Genomic DNA, 21,915 nt, shown 5'->3' on the forward strand with positions numbered 1-21,915 from the left:
TCTCGCATCCGGCCGTTTTGATGAATACCGGTTTTAATTCTGGTCCAGAATCACCCGTTGCAATCTTGTTTTAATATCAAATTTTTGGGCTATCCGGGTTCCTCCCGAGCGGATTTCAAAACCGTAAGTTCCATCCTGCAACGTCGACAGATCAAAGGTCGTGATGCGGAGCGCGTGATGAGAATACGTGTTCGCGTATAAAATCTCCCGATCACTGCTGATAATAAACACATCGACGGCGTCGTGGAGGGCTAGCAGCGGCTGCGTAACTTCGAGCCGGAATCGCAGGTTTCCCACTTCTTTAAAAGACAACTGCATGGCCGACTCCGTTTTCGCATTTTCGCTGATTGCTTCCGGCGTTTGAGCGCGGACGGTGTTCATCAGCAGCAGACTCATCAAGGCCAGCAACAGCAAGCCCGGTTTCCGGTTTTTCAGAATGTAAATTTTCCTTTTCATGGTTGTATTAAGTTTTAATAAATGGACAAAGTGCAATTAATTAATTGGTAAATACGATCAACCTTAGAATAATATTTTGATAAATAAATTTATAACTTATTTGTATACAGTGTGTTGCCGGAAACTAACGTTCACTAAAGTTGTTTTTATTATTATTGTTTATGCCGGAATTATTCAATAAAAACCGGTTTTTTACAAGTACTCCCCTGAATAGTGAAATGAGATTTTAACCGTATCTTTGCGGTTTACAGTTTTATACTACAATACAGGTTCATGGTTTCTGAAACGGCTGAAAAGACGGTATCTGCAGCGATGCTGGCCAAATACGAGTTGGTAATTGGTCTGGAAGTTCACTGCCAGCTCCTGACGGCAACGAAAATCTTTGCCGCCGATTCCAATCAGTTTGGCAGCGATCCGAACACCAACATCAGCGTCATCACGCTGGGGCATCCGGGCACCTTGCCCAAACTCAACCGCAAAGCCGTCGAACTGGCGGTTCGCATGGGAGTAGCCTGTCAATCAGCGATTACACAATACAATGTCTTTGCCCGCAAAAACTATTTTTATCCCGACCTGCCGAAAGGTTACCAGTTGTCGCAGGATAAAACGCCGGTTTGCGTTGGGGGTCGGGTGCCGGTAAAATTTAGGGACGCCAGCGGAAATCTGATCGAGAAAGCGGTTTTTCTGCACCACATTCACCTGGAAGAAGACGCCGGAAAATCGATTCACGACGGCGACTGGCATACCTCGCTGGACTACAACCGCGCCGGAACGCCCCTGATCGAGATGGTGACCGACCCGACTATCCGCAGTGCCGAAGAAGCGGCAGCCTACCTGACCGAAGTCCGGCGGCTGGTTCGGTACCTGGATATTTGCGATGGAAATATGGAGGAAGGCTCGCTGCGTTGCGACGTGAACATTTCCGTGCGTTTGTGGGGCCAGGAAGAGTTTGGGACGAAAGTCGAGATCAAAAACATGAATTCCATCCGCAATGTGCAGCGGGCGATCGATACGGAATTCCGGCGGCAGGTCGAAACGGTTGAAAACGGCGGAACAATTGTGCAGGAAACCCGGATGTTCGACGCTAACACGGGCCTGACGTACGGCATGCGGATGAAGGAAACGATGAACGACTACCGGTATTTTCCGGACCCGGATCTGAGCCCGGTTATTATTTCGGACGAATGGCTGTCCACTATTCGCGCCCAGATGCCCGCGTTGCCGAAAGAACGGTTTGAAAAGTTACTGAACCACTACGGTTTGCCGGAATACGACGCGACCTTGATCGCCGATGTGAAAGAACTGGCGGATTATTTTGAAGCGGTTTGCCAGCAAACGACGAATTATAAGGCGGTTTCCAACTGGATTATGGGCCCCGTAAAAGCCCATTTGACCGAAAAATCGCTCCGCGATGGCCAGTTTTCGCTTTCGGCCGGACGGCTGTCGGAATTGATTAATTTGGTAGATTCAGGAAAAGTAAGTTTCTCGACGGCCAGCCAGCGGATTTTTCCGGTTTTGATCGAGCAGCCGGAAAAGTCACCGGAACAGGTGGCGCAGGAACAGAATTTGCTCCAAAACAGCAATACCGATACGTTGCAAACGTTGGTAGATGAGGTGCTGGCAGCCTGGCCCGATAAAGTAAAAGAGTACAAAAAGGGTAAAAAAGGATTGCTGGGCCTGTTTGTTGGCGAAGTAATGAAAAAATCGAAAGGCAGCGCCGACCCGAAATTGACCAATGAATTGCTGCAAAAAGCATTGTCGTCTCCGTTATAACAGTCAGGGAAAATGAAAACAAATCGGATTGGATTCGTCGTTTTAATGGGCCTGGCGATGCCGCTGGCGGTTTTGGCCCAGACTGCCGGTAAAGAATTTACGGTAAGTGGTACGGTGCAAAACGCCAAACCGGGCAGTAAAGCGTACCTGGAAACCAACGAACAGATTTCGCGAAAGATTGACTCCGCCCAGATCGACGCTTCAGGAAAATTCGCCCTGAAAGGCCGTGAATTGAACGGCGGGAGTTTTTATAAACTGAATCTGGGCAACGGGCAGGTGTCGAGTTTGTTGGTAGAAGGCGGTGAAAATCTGACGGTTATGGCCGACGCCAACGATAAAAGCAAGACACAGGTAACGGGCTCCGTTAACATGGAGTTTTACCCGAAAATTGTGGCCATCGACACCGAAATGCGGGAAAAGCACAAGGTTTGGCAGAAACGGGCCGCGGCAGCCGCGCAGAAAGACGATTTCAAAGCCGGTCAGGCCATCGATCAGGAAGTAGTTACCGAAAATCAGAAGGTGATCGAAACCGTCAAGGCGATGATTCCGCAGATGGGTACGGCGAGCGTGGCCATGATCGCCCTGAAATATTTGGATCCGAAAGAGCATTTTGCCCTGTACGAATCGCTGGCGCAAAAAATGCAGGAGGCCAACAAAACCGGTAAGCAGGTAACGGCTTTTATCGATTTTGTGAAAACGATGAAGGCGGAGCAAAGCGCGCAGGCCAATCAGGTCGCCGTGGTGGAAGGCGCTACGGCACCGGATGTTACGCTGGAAAATGCGGAAGGCAAGGCGATTAGCCTTTCGTCGTTGCGGGGCAAATACGTGCTGATCGATTTCTGGGCGTCGTGGTGCGGGCCGTGTCGGCAGGAAAACCCGAATGTGGTTCGGATGTATAACAAATACAAGGAAAAGGGATTTGAAGTTTATAGTATCTCCCTCGACGACAGCCGGGACAAATGGCTGAAAGCTGTTCAGACCGACGGCATGATCTGGACCAACGTGCTGGGCAAAAAGAACGGAGCTTCCCCCGTAGCCATTCAATATTCAATTCAGGTCATTCCGACCACTTTTTTGCTGGATAAAGAAGGACGAATCATCGCCAAAAACCTCCGTGGCCCGGCGCTGGAGCAAAAACTCGGCGAAATTCTGGATAAATAAGTAAAAGTTTACGGTATTCGGTTTTCTGTTTACGGTGGCTAACGCACGCTTTTAGAATGCGTCAGCCTACCGAAAACCGTAAACTGAAAACCATAAACTGAAAACCCACTGAAAATGAAGATTGCTATTGTCGGTTGCGGCAACATGGGGATGGCTTTTGCCAAATCCTTTTTGCAATATGATCTGGTAAAAAAAGACGACCTGCTGTTAATTGAAAAAAGCGCGGATCGCTCCGAAGCGTTAAAAGCTGAAAAAACCGGGGTTGTGGTCGATACGATCAGTGCCCGCATTTCGGATTCGGATTTGATCATCTTATCCGTTAAACCTCAGGATTTTAGTAGTTTGCAGGAAGCCTTGCGGGAAACCATTCAGCCGCAACAGGTGGTGTTGTCGATCATGGCTGGGATTCCGATTGCGACCATTCAGGAGAAGCTGAACCACCGGCTGGTGATCCGCGCGATGCCCAACACCCCCGCGATGCTCGGCATGGGTATTACCGGTTTTACGGCCGCCAAAGAAGTGGACCTGAACAACCTGCGGAAAGTCGAAAACCTGATTAATGCGACGGGCCGGTCGATTTTTCTGGAAGACGAAACGATGCTCGATGCCGTCACGGCACTGAGCGGCAGCGGCCCGGCCTACTTTTACTACCTCGTTAAAGCGATGGTCGAGGCCGGAAAGCAGATGGGCTTCGATGATTCGGTGGCTTCGCTGCTCGTCAAGCAAACGATGCTGGGCGCTTTCCACCTGATCAACAATGCCGACAAATCACTGGACGACCTGATCAAAGCCGTCGCGTCCAAAGGCGGCACGACCGAAGCGGCCCTGAAACGGTTTGAAGAAGGCGAACTGGCCGATACGCTGATTGCGGGCATCAAAGCCGCCCAAACCCGCGCTACGGAGCTTAGCAAATCATAACCCTGACAGCGGCTGAAAGCCCTGTCAGCGGTTTTAGCAGTTTAGCTCAAACTATAAATTCAACCGCTGACAGGGCCTTTGGCCGCTGTCAGGGTTTGGTTAGATCCCGGTATACGTATACGGCGTAATCGCCCGCAGTTCGGTTTTTACGGAATCCGAAACATTCAGGCCGTCGATAAACCGGGCAATCGTTTCGGCGGTGATTTTCTCGTTGGTACGGGTCAAGTCCTTCAGCGCTTCGTACGGTTTGGGGTAGCCTTCGCGCCGGAGAATGGTCTGGATGCCCTCGGCGACCACGGCCCAGTTGTCTTCCAGATCGGCACGAAGGGCGGCTTCGTTCAGTTGAATTTTGCCCAATCCTTTCAAAAGTGATTTCAGCGCAATAACCGAATGCGCAAACGGAACGCCCAGATTCCGCAAAACCGTGGAGTCGGTCAGGTCGCGTTGCAGCCGCGAAATCGGTAGTTTTGCCGACAGATGCTCAAACAGCGCATTCGCGATGCCCAGATTTCCTTCCGAATTTTCGAAATCAATCGGATTGACTTTGTGCGGCATCGCCGACGAACCCACTTCGCCCGCTTTGATCTGCTGCTTGAAGTAATTCATCGAAATATATGCCCACATATCCCGGTTGAGGTCGATCAGAATGGTATTCAGGCGTTTGAACGCATCGAGCGTGGCCGCCAGCATGTCGTAATGCTCGATCTGGGTGGTGTTCTGGCTGCGTTCCAGTCCCAGTTTTTCCACAAATCCGTCGCCAAACGATTTCCAGTCGACATCAGGATAGGCCACGTTGTGGGCGTTAAAATTACCGGTTGCACCACCAAATTTAGCCGCAGCCGGTATGTCCGTCAGCATAAAAAGCTGTTTCTCAATTCGTTCGCAAAAAACCAGAAGCTCTTTGCCCAGCCGCGTGGGTGAGGCCGGTTGGCCGTGGGTCCGCGCCAGCATCGGTATGGTTTTCCACTTTTCCGCCAGTTCCTGCAATTTCATGAACACTTCCCGGTATTGCGGCTCAATTTCGGTTTCCAGCGCATCGCTCAGCAGCAGCGGAGTCGCCGTGTTGTTGATATCCTGCGAGGTCAGCCCAAAATGGATGAATTCGAGGGAACTGGCGATGTTCAGATCCGTCAGTTTTTCCTTGATAAAGTATTCGACGGCCTTTACATCGTGGTTGGTTTCGCGCTCGATCTCCTTCACCCGCAGCGCGTCGGCTTCCGTAAAATTCTCGTACAAGGCGCGTAATTTCGGAAAAACCGCCCGATCGATGTCTTTCAGTTGAGGAAGTGGTAGTTCGCAGAGGTCGATAAAATACTCAATTTCGACCCGAATGCGGTAGCGAATGAGTCCCCATTCCGAAAAATAAGGGGCCAATGATTCGATCTGACGCCGGTAACGGCCATCAATGGGAGAAACTGCGGTAAGCGCGGAAAGTTGCATAGGCGAAAAAAGAAACCGCAAAGTTAACGGAACCGCCCGAAACCATTCTCCAGAATAATTAAAATTCCTGTATATTGGCGGCTTTATAACAGAACGAATATTTTATTGACTTTATAGAGCTTCGTACTTTTCCTAAACCCATTCTTCTTTTGTATGCAACTTTCTCCCTTCCTCGGTGAACTGGTCGGAACTTTGGTATTGATTTTATTGGGCGATGGCGTTGTCGCCAATGTGGTGCTGAAACAGACCAAAGGCGAATCGTCCGGCTGGATTGTCATTACCACCGGCTGGGCGTTTGCCGTGACGATGGGCGTTTTTGTCGCCAAAGTGTTCGGGAGTATCGATGCGCATTTGAATCCGGCGGTCACGGTGGCTTTTGCTGTCGCCACCGGCGATTTCAGTAAAATGGCCAGTTACATTCCCGCTCAGTTGATCGGCGCTTTTTTGGGCGCGGTGCTGGTCTGGCTTCAGTATTTACCGCATTGGGCCGCCACGCCCGATCCGGGCGCGAAGCTGGCGGTTTTTTCCACCGGCCCTGCAATCCGTCATCCACTCGGTAATGTCATTAGCGAAACCATCGGCACTATCGCGCTCATCATCGGCATCGCGGGTATTTCGGCCAAAGCCCTCGGAACCATCGCCATTGGCTTAGGGCCTTACCTGGTCGGCGTACTGGTCTGGAGCATCGGTCTGTCGCTGGGCGGCACCACGGGTTATGCCATTAATCCCGCCCGCGATCTGGGCCCGCGGATTGCGCACGCAATTTTGCCGATTCCCAACAAAGGCTCGTCGGATTGGGGGTATGCCTGGGTGCCCATCGTCGGCCCGGTTCTCGGGGCGGTTTTGGGCGGTTTACTCATTCGGTGGTACGCCTTATAAGGGCGGTTTTACGATTGGTTCAACTGCTTGAGTAATTTCCCAACAGCAGCATAAACCGTATCCAACTGTTCGTCCGTGATGCAATACGGGGGAAAAATATACAGCACATTCCCCAAAGGCCGCATCAAAACCCCTTCGTTGAGCAGAAACTGGTAGGCCACATCCCGGATGTTGCTGAAATAAGACCGGCTTGCGTCGCCCACATCCAGATCGAACGCCAGAATCGTCCCCTGCTGGCGGATGTTTTTTACACCCGGTTTTTGCTTCAACTGTTCCGCAAAAACCGCATGCCGATGGGCGATGCGCTGAATAGCTACCTGCGTTTCGTCGGAAAGCAACAGATCCAGGCTGGCCAGTGCCGCCGTACAGGCCAGTGGATTGGCCGTGAAGGAGTGTCCGTGGAAAAGCGTTTTGTGTTTGTTGCTGGAGAGAAAAGCGTCGTAAATTTCTTTCGTACAGGTCGTAACGCCCAGCGCCATGGTTCCACCCGTCAGCCCTTTCGACAAACTCATCAAATCCGGTTGTTCGCTCAGGTAATGAGATGCGAACAATTTGCCGGTTCGGCCAAAACCGGTCATGACTTCGTCGGTAATGATCAGCGCCCCGTGGCTCCGGGCCAGGCTCATGAGTTGATTCAGAATTTCCGGCGCGTACATGACCATACCACCCGATCCCTGCACCAGCGGTTCTACGATAAAAGCCGCGACTTCGTCACTTAACAGGGCCTGCAACTGCTCCAAAGCCGCCTGTTCCTGACCCGGAGCGGGGGCCGGAATGTATTCCACATCGAACAGAAAGGGGACAAACGGAGCCGTAAAAGCACTGCGTCCACTCACCGCCATCGCTCCGAAGGTGTCGCCGTGGTAGGCATCGTCCAGCGCAATTACTTTCCGGCGCGGTTTTCCGAGGTTGTGCCAGTATTGAAATGCCATTTTGAGCGCCACTTCCACCGCCGTCGAGCCGTTGTCGGAATAGAAAATCCGGTTCTGGTTTTTCGGCAAAATCGTTAGTAAGCGCTCCGCCAGTTCGACGGCCGGCTGATGGGTAAAACCGGCAAAAATGACGTGCTCGAGTGTCTGAAGCTGTTTCGCGACCTTTTCGGCAATGTACGGATGGCTGTGTCCGTGAATGGTAACCCACCACGACGAAACCGCATCGATGTACGTTTTTCCATCCTCAGCAAATAACAAAGTGCCTTCGCCCCGCACAATCGGAATGGGCAGGGGAGCGGTTTGCATTTGCGTAAAAGGGTGCCAGATCACGGTCTGGTCGCGTTCACTCAAACCCGCAAAGTCTTCAAGACCTTGCGGGTTTTGTTCCTCTTTAACCTGCATAAATTTCTTCCAGTAAAGCACGCATTTTGGTTGCGTACTGACTAACAAAATCATTCGTAACGCCGGTTTTCCACTCAATCCGTCCGAAACTGCGTAAACCGGTATAATTGACAATAAAATCCTCCGATGTCGGCGTTGCTGGTCCGTTAAAAACCAGGCCGAGGATCGGAATGCCGCGCCGTTGTAATGCTTCGACCGACAACAAGGTGTGATTAATACTTCCCAGATAATGTTTGGAAACCAGCAAAACCGGCAGGTTCAGTTGCTGCACCAGGTCAATATTCAGATCACGATCGTTCAGCGGGACCAGCAAACCGCCCGCCAGCTCGACCACCAGGTGATTGGAGGTTTTGGGTAACTGAAATGCGGGAAGCGAAATTTCAACCCCATCAATGGCAGCTGCCGCGTGGGGCGATAAGGGTTCGCGGAGTCGGTACGTTTCCGGGTGAAACCGGGTAACGGAATTGGAGATGAGTCGCCGGACGGTTTCGGTATCCGAGTCTTCCAAAGCCCCGGATTGCACCGGTTTCCAGTAATCGGCCTGTAGGGCCTCCACCACAATGGATGAGACGACGGTTTTGCCGATTTCGGTACCAATTCCGGCAATAATCAATTTACGCATCTGTTGACAAGTTTGATAGGAACAAGGATTCGACGGATTTACACGGATAAATCCGTTTTAATTCGTTTAATCTGTTCAATCGCCACGGCGACCCGACCGCATTCCTATCTTTTGTAACGCCTGTACCAGCGCATCAATTTCGTTTTCGGAATTGAACGCGTGCAGGCAAATCCGTAGTCGTTCGCGACCCGCCGGAACCGTCGGACTCAGAATCGGCCGGATGTCGAAACCGGCCTGCTGAAGCTGGCTGGCCACCTGTCGGCAGGCATCGTTTCCGGGAACAATTAACCCCAGAATCGGGCTTTCGGCCGATGTCCACTCGGTTTGCGGCAACTGTTCCTGAATCTGCTGCTGAAAATACGCCCGCAAGGAATGTAACCGCGCGATTAGCGGTTCATTTTCCGGCAAAAACCGGTAAACACACCGGATTGCCAGCAGACTATGCGGAGGCAAAGCCGTTGAATACACGAACGAACGGGCAAAATTAATCAGAAAATCGCGCAATGCGGTCGAGCCAACGACAGCCGCCCCGTGAACGCCCAGTGCTTTTCCAAAGGTATGAACCCGGGCGAACACCCGGTTTTGCAAACCAAGCGCCTGGACCAGCCCTTCGCCTTTGGGGCCAAAAACGCCTGTTGCGTGGGCTTCATCGACAATCAAAGCGGCCTCATAACGCTCGCACAAATCCACGATTTCGGGAAGCGGAGCCAGATCGCCGTCCATCGAATAAACCGATTCAATGGCGACGAAAACCGTGCCGGTGGCACGTTGTAAGCGGTTTTCCAGATCGGCGAGGTCGTTATGCTTAAATTTAAACCGACTGGCAACGCTCAACCGGGCGCCATCGATCATGCTGGCGTGAATCAATTCGTCGGTCAGGAGCGTGTCGCCCCGCTGCGGTAAGCAGGCTAATAAGCCCACATTTGCATCATAACCGGAATTGAAAATCAGCGCGGCTTCGGTTTCGTGAAAAGCGGCAATTTCGGTTTCAAGTTCTTCGGCCAGCGCCGAATTTCCGGCCAGCAATCGGGAACCGGTCGAGCCATTAAGCAAACTGGAATGGGAGCGTATGGCTTCTTCGATGGCATGTCGTAAAACCGCCGACCGCGCCAATCCCAGGTAATCATTGGAACAAAAATCAAGTACGTTTTCGGGCTTTTTTAGCGACCGGAGCAGCCCGGCAGCCCGGCGTTTTTCCAGTAATTCCTGAATAGACTTTTCAGCTCTTATCACCTTATTCTCAGATTATTCCCAAAGGCCGACAGAAGGGTAACGGCGAAAAAAATGTGGACAAATGGGATGAAATCAAGACTTATCCACACCCAGGTGTGGATAAGTGGATCTGTATTATATTTTTTGTATATAAAAGTTATCAAAATGGTAACAATTTGATAAACAATTTATCCGGTAATTGGTTACGCTTCACTTTGCAAAGCCGGAGAAAACCGCCTACACATCTTTGATGCGGGTGGTTCCGCCAACTGCCAGACTGATGTCGACCGGTTTATTGGTTTTCCAGGAACCACCCGTAAAATCTGGCACATCAATGGAATTGGAACGATGCGCCACCGACCATTCGCTGAGCGGCCCAATGCTGCTCCAGAGGGCGGCATCGTATACATCCTGATCGAGCGGCAGACCGTTGCGCAGGCAGTCGATCAGCCGCCAGTCCATCAAAAAGTCCATCCCGCCGTGTCCGCCGACCTGCTTGGCCAGTTCGCCCACGCGCTTGACGATCTCCGGTTGGTATTTTTTCTCCAGTTCCTGGTATTCCTTTTCCGGCAGCCATTCGTGCCCCGTCGAAATCCGGCCGGGCAGCGGGTATTTCTGGGCGCTGGCTTTGGTGCCGCTGATCAGGTGAAGCCGGGAGTAAGGGCGCGGAGAACTGACGTCGTGCTGCAACATGATCGTGCGGCCTTTCTTCGTCCGAATGGTGGTTGTGTTCATGTTCCCCCGAAACGATTTTCCCTTGTATTGTTTGAAATAATCGTCGGTTTTGGCCAGTTCCTCCGCTTTTTTGGCGAGCATGAAATCGTTGCTGGACATCGAGATCAGGTAATCCATCTGATCTCCCCGGTTAATGTCTAGTACCTGCGCAATGGGACCCAAACCGTGGGTTGGATACAGGTTGCCGTTGCGCTGGTTTTCTTTCAGCCGCCAGAGGTCGTAACGTTTACTTTTATCGAAAAGCGAATCAAAGATGTCGTGAATGTACGCGCCTTCAACGTGGACAATATCCCCGAAAAAGCCCTGACGTGCCATATTGAGCGTCAGTAGTTCGAAGAAATCGTAGCAGCAATTTTCCAGCATCATGCAATGCTTTTTGGTGCGCTCGGAGGTTTCCACCAGTTTCCAGCAATCCTCGACGGTTGTGGCAATCGGAATTTCGCAAGCCACGTGTTTGCCCTGTTCCATCGCGTACAAGGCCATCGGCGCGTGCAGATTCCAGGGCGTGCAGATGTAAATCAGGTCAATATCTTTCCGGTCGCAGAGGGTTTTCCAGGCATCTGCTTTGCCGCTGTAAAAAGTGGGACGGTGAGTGGTTTTTTCCAGCAATTTCCGGGCCTCCTCGACGCGCTCCGGCCGAATATCGCAAACCGCCTGAATGACTACGTTTTCCAGGTGAACAATTCGCTGAAGCGCGCCCGTTCCCCGGTTTCCAACCCCGATGTACCCAATCCGAACCGTATCGATTTTGGGCGCACTAAAACCGCTCATGTTAAACACCTGGGGGCGCGGGGCGGGGGGCATTGGAGTCAGACCGTAGCTTAATTGACCGGTAGTGAGTCCGGCACCGGCTAAACCGGTCAGTTTCAGGAAGTCACGGCGTTGCTTTTTCATGGGTATCGGGTTTCGCAAAACGGGCTTGTCCGGGCCGATTTGACGCGGAAGCAGAAACTTAAGAAGAATTCTTCAGGAAACCTGCAAAACCAGCTTCCCAAACTGTTTTCCGCTCTCTATTTTGCGCAGCGCCAGTTCCGCTTCGGCCAGCGGCATAATCTCGTCGATGACCGGAACGAGCTGGTGTTTTTCCACAAACCGGACCATATCGGCGAATTCAGCTTCGGTTCCCATCGTGGTTCCGTGGATGTTCAACTGCTTGAAAAATACCTTGGAAGGCGCTACGTCCGTGATGTTACCGGTCGTTCCGCCGTAAAAAACGATCCGTCCGCCCGGCGCGGCCACATCGACCAGTTTGGCAAAACCGGGTCCGGCAGCACTGTCGATGATCACGTCGAAAAAACCGCCTTTGCCACCGCCGGTTTGGGCCAGCAGTGTTTTCGCCCAGTCGGCCTCCCGGTAATTGATGCCGCCCGTTGCACCCAATTCCTGCGCGCGTTGCAGTTTTTCTGCCGAACCGGACGTTACCCAGACTTCGGCCCCGGCCGCTTTGGCAAATTGCAGCGCGGCTAACGCTCCTCCGCCACCAATACCGGTGATCAGAACGCGCTCGGGTTGGCCCGTTGGATTTTGCGCCAATCCGGCCCGGGTCATGAGTGCGCGCCAGGCCGTCAGACCCGTGAGTGGGAGAGCAGCAGCCTGTTGGAAAGAAAGATGTTGTGGTTTTCGGTGGAGGTATTTGACTTCAATTTTGACGTATTCGGCGAAGGTTCCGTTGTCGGGCATGCCCAGAATCTTGAAATCCGGTCCGTAAAAATGCGGGCTAGGCCCCCAGTTCAGCGCCGGATTGATGATCACCTCCTCGTTTTTCCAGGCCGGATCGACGCCCTCGCCCAGCTCGACCACCACTCCCGCGCCGTCGGAACCCAGCACGACGGGGAGCTTCATTTTGGGGTATAAACCGTGCTGCACGTAAACATCCCGGTGGTTGATGGCCGCAGCCTTGATCTGGACAATCGCTTCGCCCGGCCCGGCTACCGGTTTTTCCATATCGATGTATTGCGCAAACTCGTGAAGCCCGGGTTGAAAAATTGCCTTCATTTTTCCGAATTAGTATTGACGTTCAAAACCGCATTCCGTACACTGCCGTATTTGGCGAGTAACTCTTCGGCCCGTTCGCGCGACACACCGGTTTCACTCATGACCATGTTGGCCGCCCGGATTTTCAGTTTGTGGTTCGTCAATTGCATATCGACCATTTTGTTGCCTTTCACCCGACCCAGCTGAATCATCACCGAGGTTGAAATCATGTTCAGAACCAGCTTCTGCGCCGTTCCGGATTTCATGCGTGTGCTGCCCGTCACAAATTCCGGCCCAACGACCACTTCGACCGGGAATTCGGCGGCTTTGGCCACGGCTGATCCGGGATTACAAACGACGCAGCCCGTCAGCACACCGGCTTCGCGGGCTTTCTCTAAACCGCCGATCACGTAGGGTGTCCGGCCCGATGCCGCAATGCCGATAAGCGTGTCCAACTGATCGATGTGAAAAGCCTGCAAATCCTTCCAGGCCTGCTCCGAATCATCTTCTGCGTTTTCAACAGCACTGCGGATGGCGCGGTCACCACCGGCAATGATACCGACCACCAGATCCGGCGAAACTCCATACGTTGGCGGGCATTCCGACGCATCAACAATTCCCAGCCGACCGCTCGTTCCGGCACCAATATAGAACAACCGGCCTCCTTCCTTCATTCGTTTGACGATCGCCGTCACCAGGGCTTCGATTTGCGGAATGGCTTTCTCAACCGCCAAAGGAACGGTTTTGTCTTCATTATTGATACTGGTCAGCAAGGTCTGCACGGACATTTGCTCCAGGTGGTCGTAATGGGATGCGTTTTCGGTAATCATAGTATAGTGCTATTTCTTGTCTATCAAAAGTACAATCATTTATATTCTAACTATGCATAGTAAAAAAAAATGCTAAAAAACCGGGCAAATCGCTTGACAATTTTATTTCAATTTTTTTCCTTTGAAACAAAATACGCTTTCAGCGAATTTTCGCTAATCGAGATTATGACCACTATAGCAACCGAAAAAGAAGGCCAATTAAACCGGTACAGCGCCACCCTTACTCAGGAAGTTAGTAACCCTGCCGCTCAAGCCATGCTCTACGGCATCGGCCTGACGGAGGAAGACATGCAGAAACCCCAGATCGGGATTGCCAGTGCCGGTTATGATGGCAACCCGTGCAACATTCACCTGAATGGGCTGGCGGCTTACGTTAAAAAAGGCGTCAACGAAAGCGGTTTGGTGGGCTTGGTGTTCAACACGATCGGGGTTTCCGACGGGATGACCAACGGGAACGACGGCATGTCGTACTCGCTGCCGTCGCGCGATCTGATCGCGGATTCGATTGAAACCGTGGTGCATGCCCAGTGGTATGACGGCGTGATTGCGGTGGTGGGTTGCGATAAAAACATGCCCGGGGCCTTGATGGCCGTAGGCCGGTTAAACCGCCCGGCAATTCTGGTGTACGGCGGCACGATCCGGTCGGGGAGCTATAAAGGACAAAAATTAGACATTGTGTCGGCGTTTGAAGCGTACGGTAAAAAAGTAGCCGGAAACATCAGCGACGAAGATTATAAAGGCGTCATCCAGAATTCGATTCCGGGTGCGGGTGCCTGCGGAGGGATGTATACCGCCAACACGATGGCATCGTCGATGGAGGCCATGGGATTAAGCCTGCCTTACAGTTCATCGTTTCCGGCCACGCACGAAGGCAAACAGGAAGAGTGCCGCAAAATCGGTGCCGCCATGATGAACCTGCTGGCCAGGAACATTCGCCCCCGCGACATCATGACCAAAAAGGCGTTTGAAAATGCGATGACGGTGGTGATGGCACTTGGCGGTTCGACGAATGCGGTTTTGCATTACCTCGCCATTGCCAAGTCGGTCGGGGTTTCGCTGACGCTGAAAGATATTCAGGACATCAGCGACCGGACACCGTACCTGGGTGATCTGAAACCGAGCGGCAAGTATTTCATGGAAGATGTGCTGGCGATTGGGGGAGTTCCGGCGGTGATGAAATACCTGTACAAAGAAGGATACATTCACGGCGATTGCCTGACGGTGACGGGAAAAACCGTTGCCGAAAATCTGGAAGAAGCACCGGATCTGGATTTTGAAACCCAGAACATTATCCGGCCACTGTCGAACCCGATCAAGAAAACCGGTCACATTCAGATTCTGTACGGCAACCTGGCGACGCAGGGCGCCGTTGCCAAGATTACCGGCAAGGAAGGCGAACGGTTTGAAGGCATTGCCAAAGTGTGTGAGCGCGAAGAACAGCTCCTGGAATTCATCCAGAAAAGAGAAATTAAGGAAGGACACGTGGTCGTGATTCGCTACGAAGGCCCGAAAGGTGGCCCTGGAATGCCCGAAATGCTGAAACCAACATCGGCGATTATGGGTCTGGGTCTGGGCGATAAAGTGGCGTTGATTACCGACGGGCGGTTTTCGGGCGGAACGCACGGTTTTGTAGTGGGCCACATTACGCCCGAAGCGCAGGAAGGCGGCAATCTGGCGCTGGTTCGCGACGGTGACAAAATCACGATCGACGCTGTCAACAACGTCATTCACATGCACGTTTCGGACGAAGAACTCGCTGAACGCCGGGCGAACTGGACAGTTCCACCCCTGGAAAAAGCCGCCGATCACGGTATCCTGCGGAAATACGTAAAACTGGTCAGTTCGGCGAGCGAAGGCTGCGTAACCGATGCGTAGATAAGAAATATAAAGTGAGTCTTCATCAGCGGTACTATTTTTTAAACAGACAATACGATGAATACAACGGTCAGTGAATTAACAGCAGAAGAACCCCAACCGGCGGCTAAGTTGATTAAACCCCTGACGGGGGCCGAAGCCCTGATGCAGGCGCTGGTGGAAGAGGGCGTAGAAACCATTTTTGGCTACCCCGGCGGGGCTATTATGCCAGTCTACGACGCTTTGTACGATTATCAGGATCGTCTGAACCATATTCTGGTGCGGCACGAGCAGGGCGCGGCCCACGCTGCCGAAGGCTACGCCCGCATCACGGGCCGGGCAGGCGTCTGTCTGGTTACCTCAGGACCGGGTGCTACGAACCTGGTGACCGGAATTGCCGACGCGCAGATCGACTCCACGCCGATGGTGTGTCTGATCGGGCAGGTCGGTATGAAACTGCTGGGAACCGACGCGTTTCAGGAAACCGACGTGATTGGCGTAACGATGCCGATTACGAAATGGAACTACCAGATTACGAGTGCCGACGAGATTCCAGAAATTGTCGCGAAAGCCTTTTACCTCGCGCAATCGGGTCGGCCGGGGCCGGTGGTGATTGATATTACGAAGAACGCGCAGCAGGAGCTGATGAAAAAACCGTTCTCGTACAAAAAGTGCGAGAAAGTACCCAGCTACCGCCCGCGTCTGGTGCCGAAACAGGAGCAGCTGGAAAAAGCTGCTGAACTGATCAATAAGGCCAAAAAACCGTACATGCTGGTCGGCCACGGCGTGCTGATTTCCAAAGCCGAGCAGGAACTGATCGCGTTTGTCGAAAAAACCGGTATTCCGGTAGCGACGACCTTGTTGGGGCAATCGGCCATTTCGGTGGATCATCCCCTGTATACAGGCTGGTTGGGAATGCACGGCAACTACGGACCCAATGTCATGACCGATCAGTGCGACCTGCTGATTGGCGTTGGGATGCGTTTCGATGACCGCGTAACGGGGAACCCCGAACTGTTTGCCCGCCAGGCCAAAGTGGTTCACCTGGAGATCGATCCGGCCGAAATCGACAAGATTATTAAGGCGGATGCGCCGGTGATTGGCGATGCCAAAGAGATTTTGACCCGCCTGCTCCCGCTGGTGAATGAGAACGACCATACGGCCTGGCGCAACGAATTCCGGCAGTACGACGACATAGAAGACGAGAAAGTAACGCTGCCCGCAATTGCTCCGACAACCGAGAAAATTAAAATGGCGGAAGCCATTGATTTGCTGTCGAAAAAGACGCGCGGAGAAGCCGTGATGGTGGCCGATGTCGGCCAGCACCAGATGATGACCTCGGCGTATTACGAGTTTAAAAAACCGCACAGCCTGGTGACGTCGGGCGGTTTGGGAACGATGGGTTTTGCCCTTCCGGCGGCTTTCGGCGCCAAAGTGGGCGATCCGAGCCGGGAAGTAATTGCCATCATCGGCGACGGCTGTTTCCAGATGACGATTCAGGAGCTGGGCACCATCGCGCAGAACAAGCTTCCGGTGAAGATCATCATTCTGAATAACAACTTCCTGGGGATGGTTCGGCAGTGGCAGCAATTGTTCCACAACCGCCGGTATTCCTTCGTGGAATTGCAGAATCCGGATTTCATCACGATTGCCAAAGGCTTCGGGATTGCCGGACATACCTGCGCCCAGCGGGAAGACTTGTCGGCGTCGCTCGATACACTCCTGGCGTCAGATAAACCGTATTTGCTGGAAATCATCGTTGAGAAAGAAGAAAATATCTTCCCCATGATTCCGGCCGGGACGAGTGTCGCTTCGATTCGACTGGAATGATTCTGTCCCAACGGACTGATAGTCCGTGTTTTTATCCACTCAGTGAGCCATCAGAATTTCACGGACTGAAGTCCGTGGGTACGAAAATGAACACTTACACCATTTGCATATTCACCGAAAACACGATTGGGCTGCTTAATCGGATTACGATCATTTTCACCCGTCGGCGGATCAACATCGAGAGCCTGACGGTTTCGGAAACCGAACGAATGGGCGTTTCGCGGTTTACCATTGTCATCAAGCATGAGTCGCGGGAGACGGTGGAAAAACTGGTCCGCCAGATTCGGAAAATCATCGAAGTCATGGCGGTTTTCGGGTATTTGAACGACGAAATCGTTTCGAACGAAATCGCTCTGTTCAAGATCGCAACGCCCCTGGGTTCCAAACCGCTCGACATTGAATACATCAACAAAAACTTCAATGCGTGGGTGGTTTACTGGCAGCTGGACTACGTCGTAATTGAGAAAACCGGGTCGGAAAAGGAGATTTTCGAGTTTTTCAGTTACATCAAACCCCACGGAATTCTGGAATTTGTGCGGTCGGGTCGGGTTGCGGTTGGCAAAACCGAGAAGGGGCTCGTCGAGTATTTGCCTGAATATGAGTGGGAGTATTATCTGTAGAAATGCGATATTTGCGGCCGGATAACTCAACTACATGCAACAACTACCGTCTTTAGCCGCACCGATTGACCATTTTGAGCAACGACTGTCTGTTTTTTTCAATAATCGGTTCTGGAAAATTCGATTGATCAGTCTGGCGCTTTTGATTTCGATTGGCAGCCTGATGTTGCTGAACAGCATTTTTATCGACCGCGGTTTTCGGTATTTATACGAAGAGATGCGTCATCCGGGCGTATTGGACGGTTTTTTCTGGGACGACATCATTCGCCAGAGCGAACATCCGATAGAACCCAATACCTACGAACCGGGAACGCACGAAGCCAACCAGACGTTTCGGCTGACCATTCCGCTGCTGGTTCGTGTGTTCCACCTGGGCGTCGCGAAACTGTATCTGTTGCAGGTGGTGCTGGGGTTGATTTTTGTGTGGGCCGTAACCGGAATCGCGAACAAAATTTTGCAGGATAAAATCCTGACATTCTATTTTCTGACGGGCTTTACCGGTATTTACGCCGGGATCGCCTTTTTTATCAATTATTTTGGCCATTGCGACGGGTATGTATTCTGTTTCATGGTCTTAGCATTGTATTTCCGGAATCCGCTGCTGGTGATTATTTTCTCGCAGCTGGCGTTCTGGTGCGACGAGCGGGCATTGATCAACTCTTCGTACATCGGTTTGTGGTATGCATTGCCGGTTCTGAAAGTTGTGATCGAAACCCGGAAGTTCGACCTCCGGCAGATTCCGGCTCCGCTGGTGGCGCTGGTTGTGAGCGTTCTGATTTACGCCGGAATCCGGAAATGGCTGGAGCTGACGTACGGAATGAAAGTCGGGCACGACGCGTCGTGGTCGGCCCGGACGCTGGCCTGGAGCATGAGTTACGTGGGCGATAAAATGGCGCGGGGGCTGGAAGGCATGTGGCTGGTGCTGCTGGCGGCTTTCTGGGCGCTGGCGGTTCGGCGGCAGTGGCTTGAGCTGGTGTTGCTGGGCGGTGCCTGGCTGCTGACGATGGTCGTGGCGGTTTTGGTGGCCGACGGAACGCGGTCGCTTTCGTTTGGTTTCATGGCGTTCTTTTTTGCGCTGGCCATTCTGCACCGGTACATGACCCGCAATCAGTTACGGTATGTTCTGTTGACCAGTGCGGTTATTTCGCTGATGTATTCGATTAGTTTTCCATAAATCAGTAATCAATTTCAATTCAAATAAACCAGTCAAACAATGGCAAAAATTAACTTCGGCGGAGTTGAAGAAGAAGTCGTAACCCGCGAAGAGTTTCCTCTCGAAAAAGCCAGAGAAATCCTCAAAGACGAAGTCATCGCCGTCATCGGTTACGGTGTTCAGGGCCCCGGCCAGTCGCTGAATATGCGCGACAATGGTTTCAATGTAATTGTTGGCCAACGTAAAGGCAAAACCTACGACAAAGCCGTTCGGGATGGATGGGTGCCGGGCGAAACCTTGTTTGAAATTGAAGAAGCCCTCGAAAAAGGGACCATTATCTGCTTCCTGCTGTCGGATGCCGCTCAGATCGAGCTGTGGCCGACCGTAAAAAGCCACCTGACTGCCGGCAAAGCCCTGTATTTCTCGCACGGTTTCGGCGTTACGTACAAAGAGCAAACCGGTATTGTGCCACCCGCCGATGTCGATGTATTCCTGGTAGCCCCGAAAGGCTCCGGAACGTCGCTGCGCCGGATGTTTGTCGAAGGCAAAGGTCTGAACTCCAGTTTCGCCATTTACCAGGATGCCACCGGCAACGCCCGTCAACGCGCGATTGCGATGGGAATCGGTGTCGGTTCGGGTTATCTGTTCGAAACTAATTTCTATAAAGAAGTAACGTCTGACCTGACCGGTGAACGCGGTACGCTGATGGGTGCCATTCAGGGCATTTTTGCAGCTCAATACGACGTTCTGCGCGCCAACGGCCACTCGCCTTCGGAAGCCTTCAACGAAACCGTTGAAGAGTTGACGCAGTCGCTGATGCCGCTCGTAGCCGAAAACGGCATGGACTGGATGTACGCCAACTGTTCGACGACTGCCCAACGCGGTGCTCTCGACTGGTGGAAACCGTTCCGGGATGCGACCAAACCGGTTTTTGAACAACTGTATAATTCCGTAAAAGCGGGCGAGCAAGCCAATATTTCAATCACCCGGAACTCACAACCGGATTACCGCGAAAAACTGGAAGAAGAACTGAAAGAACTGCGCGAGTCGGAAATGTGGCGTGCCGGTACGGCCGTTCGCAGCCTGCGGCCGGAGCGGAACTAGAGCGTCCTGGTTGGGGAGTTTGGGGCAGATTTTAAAGTGTTCGGCAATTTGAGTAACTTTAACGTCCCATACCAGCTCCTGAACTCCCCAATCCTTACATAGTAAAACTTTTGAAACGTGGTAGAAGCGGAGAAAAAAATAACCTTTCCGGACGTAGACAACATCTATCTGGCGGCTGATCGGTTGCGGGGCGTAGCCGTGCATACGCCCTTGCAGGAAAACTTGAACCTGTCGGATAAATACGGTGCCACTATTTTTCTGAAGAGGGAAGATTTGCAGGTTGTGCGGTCCTATAAAATTCGGGGCGCCTACAACAAGATGGCAAGTCTGCCCGCCGAAGCCCTGGCGAAGGGGGTTGTTTGCGCCAGTGCGGGAAATCACGCCCAGGGGCTGGCCTATGCCTGCCGCAAAATGGCGATCAAAGGCACCATCTTCATGCCGACGACCACCCCCAACCAGAAAGTAAAACAGGTCAAACTCTTCGGAAAAGAGTTTGTGGAGGTGGTTCTGACGGGCGATACCTACGACGATGCCTACAGTGCCGCGATGGAATACGTCAATGCGCACGACAGCACGTTCGTGCATCCATTCGACGATTTGCAGGTCATGGAAGGACAGGGAACCGTTGGTCTGGAGATTTTTAAGGACTCCAATTTCAAAATCGATTACCTGCTGATGGCCATTGGCGGGGGCGGTTTGGCTTCCGGTGTATCGACGGTTTTCCGCCAGTTGAGTCCGCGAACGAAGCTGATTGGCGTGGAGCCGTTGGGGTCGCCATCCATGAAAGTGTCCATTGACGAAGGCCACGTTATTGCGCTCGATGAAATTGACAAATTCGTAGATGGAGCCGCAGTAAAACGTCCGGGCAATACAACCTTTGAAATTTGCCGACAAAACCTCGACCGGGTTATTCTGATCCCGGAAGGGAAAGTCTGCACGACCATTCTTCAGTTATACAACGAAGATGCGATCGTTGCTGAACCCGCCGGTGCACTGACCATTGCCGCGCTGGATTTCCTGAAAGATGAAATCAAGGGCAAAAACGTGGTTTGTCTGGTCAGTGGGGGGAACAATGACATTACGCGGACGGAAGAAATCAAGGAGCGTTCGTTGCTGTACGAAGGACTGAAGCATTATTTCATCATCCGGTTTCCGCAGCGGGCCGGAGCCATGCGCGAGTTTTTGAGTGGGGTTCTGGGTGAGACCGATGACATTACGTTATTTGAATATTCCAAGAAAACCAATCGTGAACGCGGCCCGGCTTTGGTCGGTATTGAGCTGAAAAACAAAGCGGATTTTGAACCCTTGCTCCAACGCATGCGGGACGCCAAAATCCAGTTTGAGTATTTGAACGACAAACCGGATTTGTTTGAGTTTTTGATTTGAATTTCTTTAGTCATGGAATTTAACTATATAGTTTCAACACCTAGTATTCTGGGAGGGAAGCCATGCATTAAAGGTACCCGGATTAGCGTGGAATTGATTTTGGAAACGGTTGCTTCAGGAGCTTCATTGGCGGATATACACCAGGAGTTTCCTCAATTATCAATAGAAGCTCTTCAGGAAGCTATACGCTACGCGGCCCTTCTTACCCGGAATCCATTCTGGCAGGATATAACACTGGCGGCCTAATGCATATTGCTGATTTTAAATTATTGGCTGATGAAAACATTAGCCAGTTGCTAATTGATTTTTTGAGCAGAAATAAGTGTGACATTATTAGTGTAAGGGATATTGGCTTTGTCAGTAAACCAGACACAGCTATTTTAGATTGGGCTTACCATAACCAACGGGTCGTATTAACGCTTGATAGTGATTTTGGTGGATTGATTTTTGCCGCCAATGCGCCCTATTGGGGCATTATTTACCTAAGGCCGGGACATTTGCTGAGTGGAGAGCATTTATTGACCTTGGAAAAAATGATTTTGCTCGAAACAGACTTTGAACCGCCTTTTATACTAGTAGGGGAGCGAAAAGATAAAACCGTAAGATTTAGATTTAAGCATTAATTATAAAGTTA

The 21,915-nt window shown here is 51.9% G+C and carries 20 protein-coding genes; 12 read left to right on the forward strand and 8 right to left on the reverse strand.

The genetic code is table 11. The features are described 5' to 3' along the window. Positions 1 to 33: 33 nt before the first annotated feature. Complete coding sequence (locus GJJ30_RS31600) at positions 34 to 456, reverse strand: hypothetical protein (RefSeq protein ID WP_154179292.1); 423 nt, start codon at positions 454 to 456, stop codon at positions 34 to 36. A gap of 273 nt (positions 457 to 729) precedes the next feature. On the opposite strand from GJJ30_RS31600, the gene gatB reads away from it, so the two are divergent. From gatB to proC, 3 genes are all read left to right on the forward strand, one after another. Then, on the forward strand, positions 730 to 2,229 hold the full coding sequence (gene gatB / locus GJJ30_RS31605; protein WP_154179294.1) for an Asp-tRNA(Asn)/Glu-tRNA(Gln) amidotransferase subunit GatB: 1,500 nt from the start codon (positions 730 to 732) through the stop codon (positions 2,227 to 2,229). Between the two features lie 12 nt (positions 2,230 to 2,241). Further along, complete coding sequence (locus tag GJJ30_RS31610) at positions 2,242 to 3,390, forward strand: TlpA disulfide reductase family protein (protein ID WP_229313585.1); 1,149 nt, start codon at positions 2,242 to 2,244, stop codon at positions 3,388 to 3,390. A 114-nt stretch (positions 3,391 to 3,504) separates the two neighbouring features. Further along, entirely contained in the window at positions 3,505 to 4,308 is an 804-nt protein-coding gene (gene proC, locus GJJ30_RS31615; protein WP_154179296.1) for a pyrroline-5-carboxylate reductase, read from the forward strand. Positions 4,309 to 4,407: 99 nt separating this feature from the next. Here the strand turns inward: proC and purB are convergent, their stop codons facing one another. Then, complete coding sequence (gene purB / locus GJJ30_RS31620) at positions 4,408 to 5,748, reverse strand: adenylosuccinate lyase (RefSeq protein ID WP_154179298.1); 1,341 nt, start codon at positions 5,746 to 5,748, stop codon at positions 4,408 to 4,410. Positions 5,749 to 5,901: 153 nt separating this feature from the next. Here purB and GJJ30_RS31625 point away from each other — a divergent pair, with 153 nt between their 5' ends. After that, positions 5,902 to 6,627 (forward strand): MIP/aquaporin family protein, encoded by a 726-nt coding sequence (locus GJJ30_RS31625; protein WP_154179300.1) that lies wholly within the window; start codon positions 5,902 to 5,904, stop codon positions 6,625 to 6,627. 8 nt (positions 6,628 to 6,635) lie between these two features. Here GJJ30_RS31625 and bioA read toward each other — a convergent pair whose 3' ends face one another. From bioA to murQ, 6 genes are all read right to left on the reverse strand, one after another. Further along, the gene (gene bioA, locus GJJ30_RS31630; protein ID WP_229313590.1) at positions 6,636 to 7,865 is read right to left on the reverse strand and encodes an adenosylmethionine--8-amino-7-oxononanoate transaminase; all 1,230 of its coding nucleotides are present in this window, start codon (positions 7,863 to 7,865) and stop codon (positions 6,636 to 6,638) included. 85 nt (positions 7,866 to 7,950) lie between these two features. After that, positions 7,951 to 8,583: a dethiobiotin synthase gene (bioD, locus tag GJJ30_RS31635; protein WP_154179304.1), complete on the reverse strand. Its 633-nt coding sequence runs from the start codon at positions 8,581 to 8,583 to the stop codon at positions 7,951 to 7,953. Positions 8,584 to 8,658: 75 nt separating this feature from the next. After that, positions 8,659 to 9,816 carry an aminotransferase class I/II-fold pyridoxal phosphate-dependent enzyme gene (locus GJJ30_RS31640; protein WP_310588442.1) on the reverse strand — a complete coding sequence of 386 codons (1,158 nt, stop codon included), beginning with the start codon at positions 9,814 to 9,816 and terminating at the stop codon, positions 8,659 to 8,661. Between the two features lie 216 nt (positions 9,817 to 10,032). Further along, complete coding sequence (locus GJJ30_RS31645) at positions 10,033 to 11,424, reverse strand: Gfo/Idh/MocA family protein (protein WP_154179306.1); 1,392 nt, start codon at positions 11,422 to 11,424, stop codon at positions 10,033 to 10,035. Positions 11,425 to 11,496: 72 nt separating this feature from the next. Further along, complete coding sequence (locus tag GJJ30_RS31650) at positions 11,497 to 12,525, reverse strand: zinc-binding dehydrogenase (RefSeq protein WP_154179308.1); 1,029 nt, start codon at positions 12,523 to 12,525, stop codon at positions 11,497 to 11,499. After that, a complete protein-coding gene (gene murQ, locus GJJ30_RS31655; RefSeq protein WP_154179310.1) occupies positions 12,522 to 13,334 on the reverse strand; it encodes an N-acetylmuramic acid 6-phosphate etherase in 813 nt (270 codons plus the stop codon). Before murQ ends, GJJ30_RS31650 begins: the two co-directional genes overlap by 4 nt. A 165-nt stretch (positions 13,335 to 13,499) precedes the next feature. Between murQ and ilvD the strand changes: the two genes are divergently transcribed. The 8 genes from ilvD to GJJ30_RS31695 all read left to right on the forward strand — a co-directional run bounded on the left by ilvD (position 13,500) and on the right by GJJ30_RS31695 (position 21,904). Continuing rightward, positions 13,500 to 15,209: a dihydroxy-acid dehydratase gene (gene ilvD, locus GJJ30_RS31660; protein WP_154179312.1), complete on the forward strand. Its 1,710-nt coding sequence runs from the start codon at positions 13,500 to 13,502 to the stop codon at positions 15,207 to 15,209. Between the two features lie 57 nt (positions 15,210 to 15,266). Continuing rightward, positions 15,267 to 17,018, forward strand: a complete 1,752-nt coding sequence (ilvB, locus tag GJJ30_RS31665; RefSeq protein WP_154179314.1) for a biosynthetic-type acetolactate synthase large subunit — start codon at positions 15,267 to 15,269, stop codon at positions 17,016 to 17,018. Positions 17,019 to 17,104: 86 nt separating this feature from the next. Beyond that, the gene (gene ilvN, locus GJJ30_RS31670) at positions 17,105 to 17,638 is read left to right on the forward strand and encodes an acetolactate synthase small subunit (RefSeq protein WP_154179317.1); all 534 of its coding nucleotides are present in this window, start codon (positions 17,105 to 17,107) and stop codon (positions 17,636 to 17,638) included. Between the two features lie 34 nt (positions 17,639 to 17,672). Further along, the gene (locus tag GJJ30_RS31675; protein WP_154179319.1) at positions 17,673 to 18,812 is read left to right on the forward strand and encodes a hypothetical protein; all 1,140 of its coding nucleotides are present in this window, start codon (positions 17,673 to 17,675) and stop codon (positions 18,810 to 18,812) included. A gap of 39 nt (positions 18,813 to 18,851) precedes the next feature. Further along, the gene (ilvC, locus tag GJJ30_RS31680) at positions 18,852 to 19,895 is read left to right on the forward strand and encodes a ketol-acid reductoisomerase (protein WP_154179321.1); all 1,044 of its coding nucleotides are present in this window, start codon (positions 18,852 to 18,854) and stop codon (positions 19,893 to 19,895) included. A gap of 117 nt (positions 19,896 to 20,012) precedes the next feature. Further along, on the forward strand, positions 20,013 to 21,281 hold the full coding sequence (gene ilvA / locus GJJ30_RS31685) for a threonine ammonia-lyase IlvA (protein ID WP_310588443.1): 1,269 nt from the start codon (positions 20,013 to 20,015) through the stop codon (positions 21,279 to 21,281). Positions 21,282 to 21,293: 12 nt separating this feature from the next. After that, positions 21,294 to 21,527, forward strand: a complete 234-nt coding sequence (locus GJJ30_RS31690) for a DUF433 domain-containing protein (RefSeq protein WP_154179323.1) — start codon at positions 21,294 to 21,296, stop codon at positions 21,525 to 21,527. Beyond that, positions 21,527 to 21,904: a DUF5615 family PIN-like protein gene (locus tag GJJ30_RS31695; protein ID WP_154179325.1), complete on the forward strand. Its 378-nt coding sequence runs from the start codon at positions 21,527 to 21,529 to the stop codon at positions 21,902 to 21,904. Before GJJ30_RS31690 ends, GJJ30_RS31695 begins: the two co-directional genes overlap by 1 nt. Positions 21,905 to 21,915 lie beyond the last annotated feature (11 nt).

Origin of the sequence: Larkinella terrae, from assembly GCF_009668025.1 — a bacterium.
GTDB classification, from domain to species: domain Bacteria; phylum Bacteroidota; class Bacteroidia; order Cytophagales; family Spirosomataceae; genus Larkinella; species Larkinella terrae.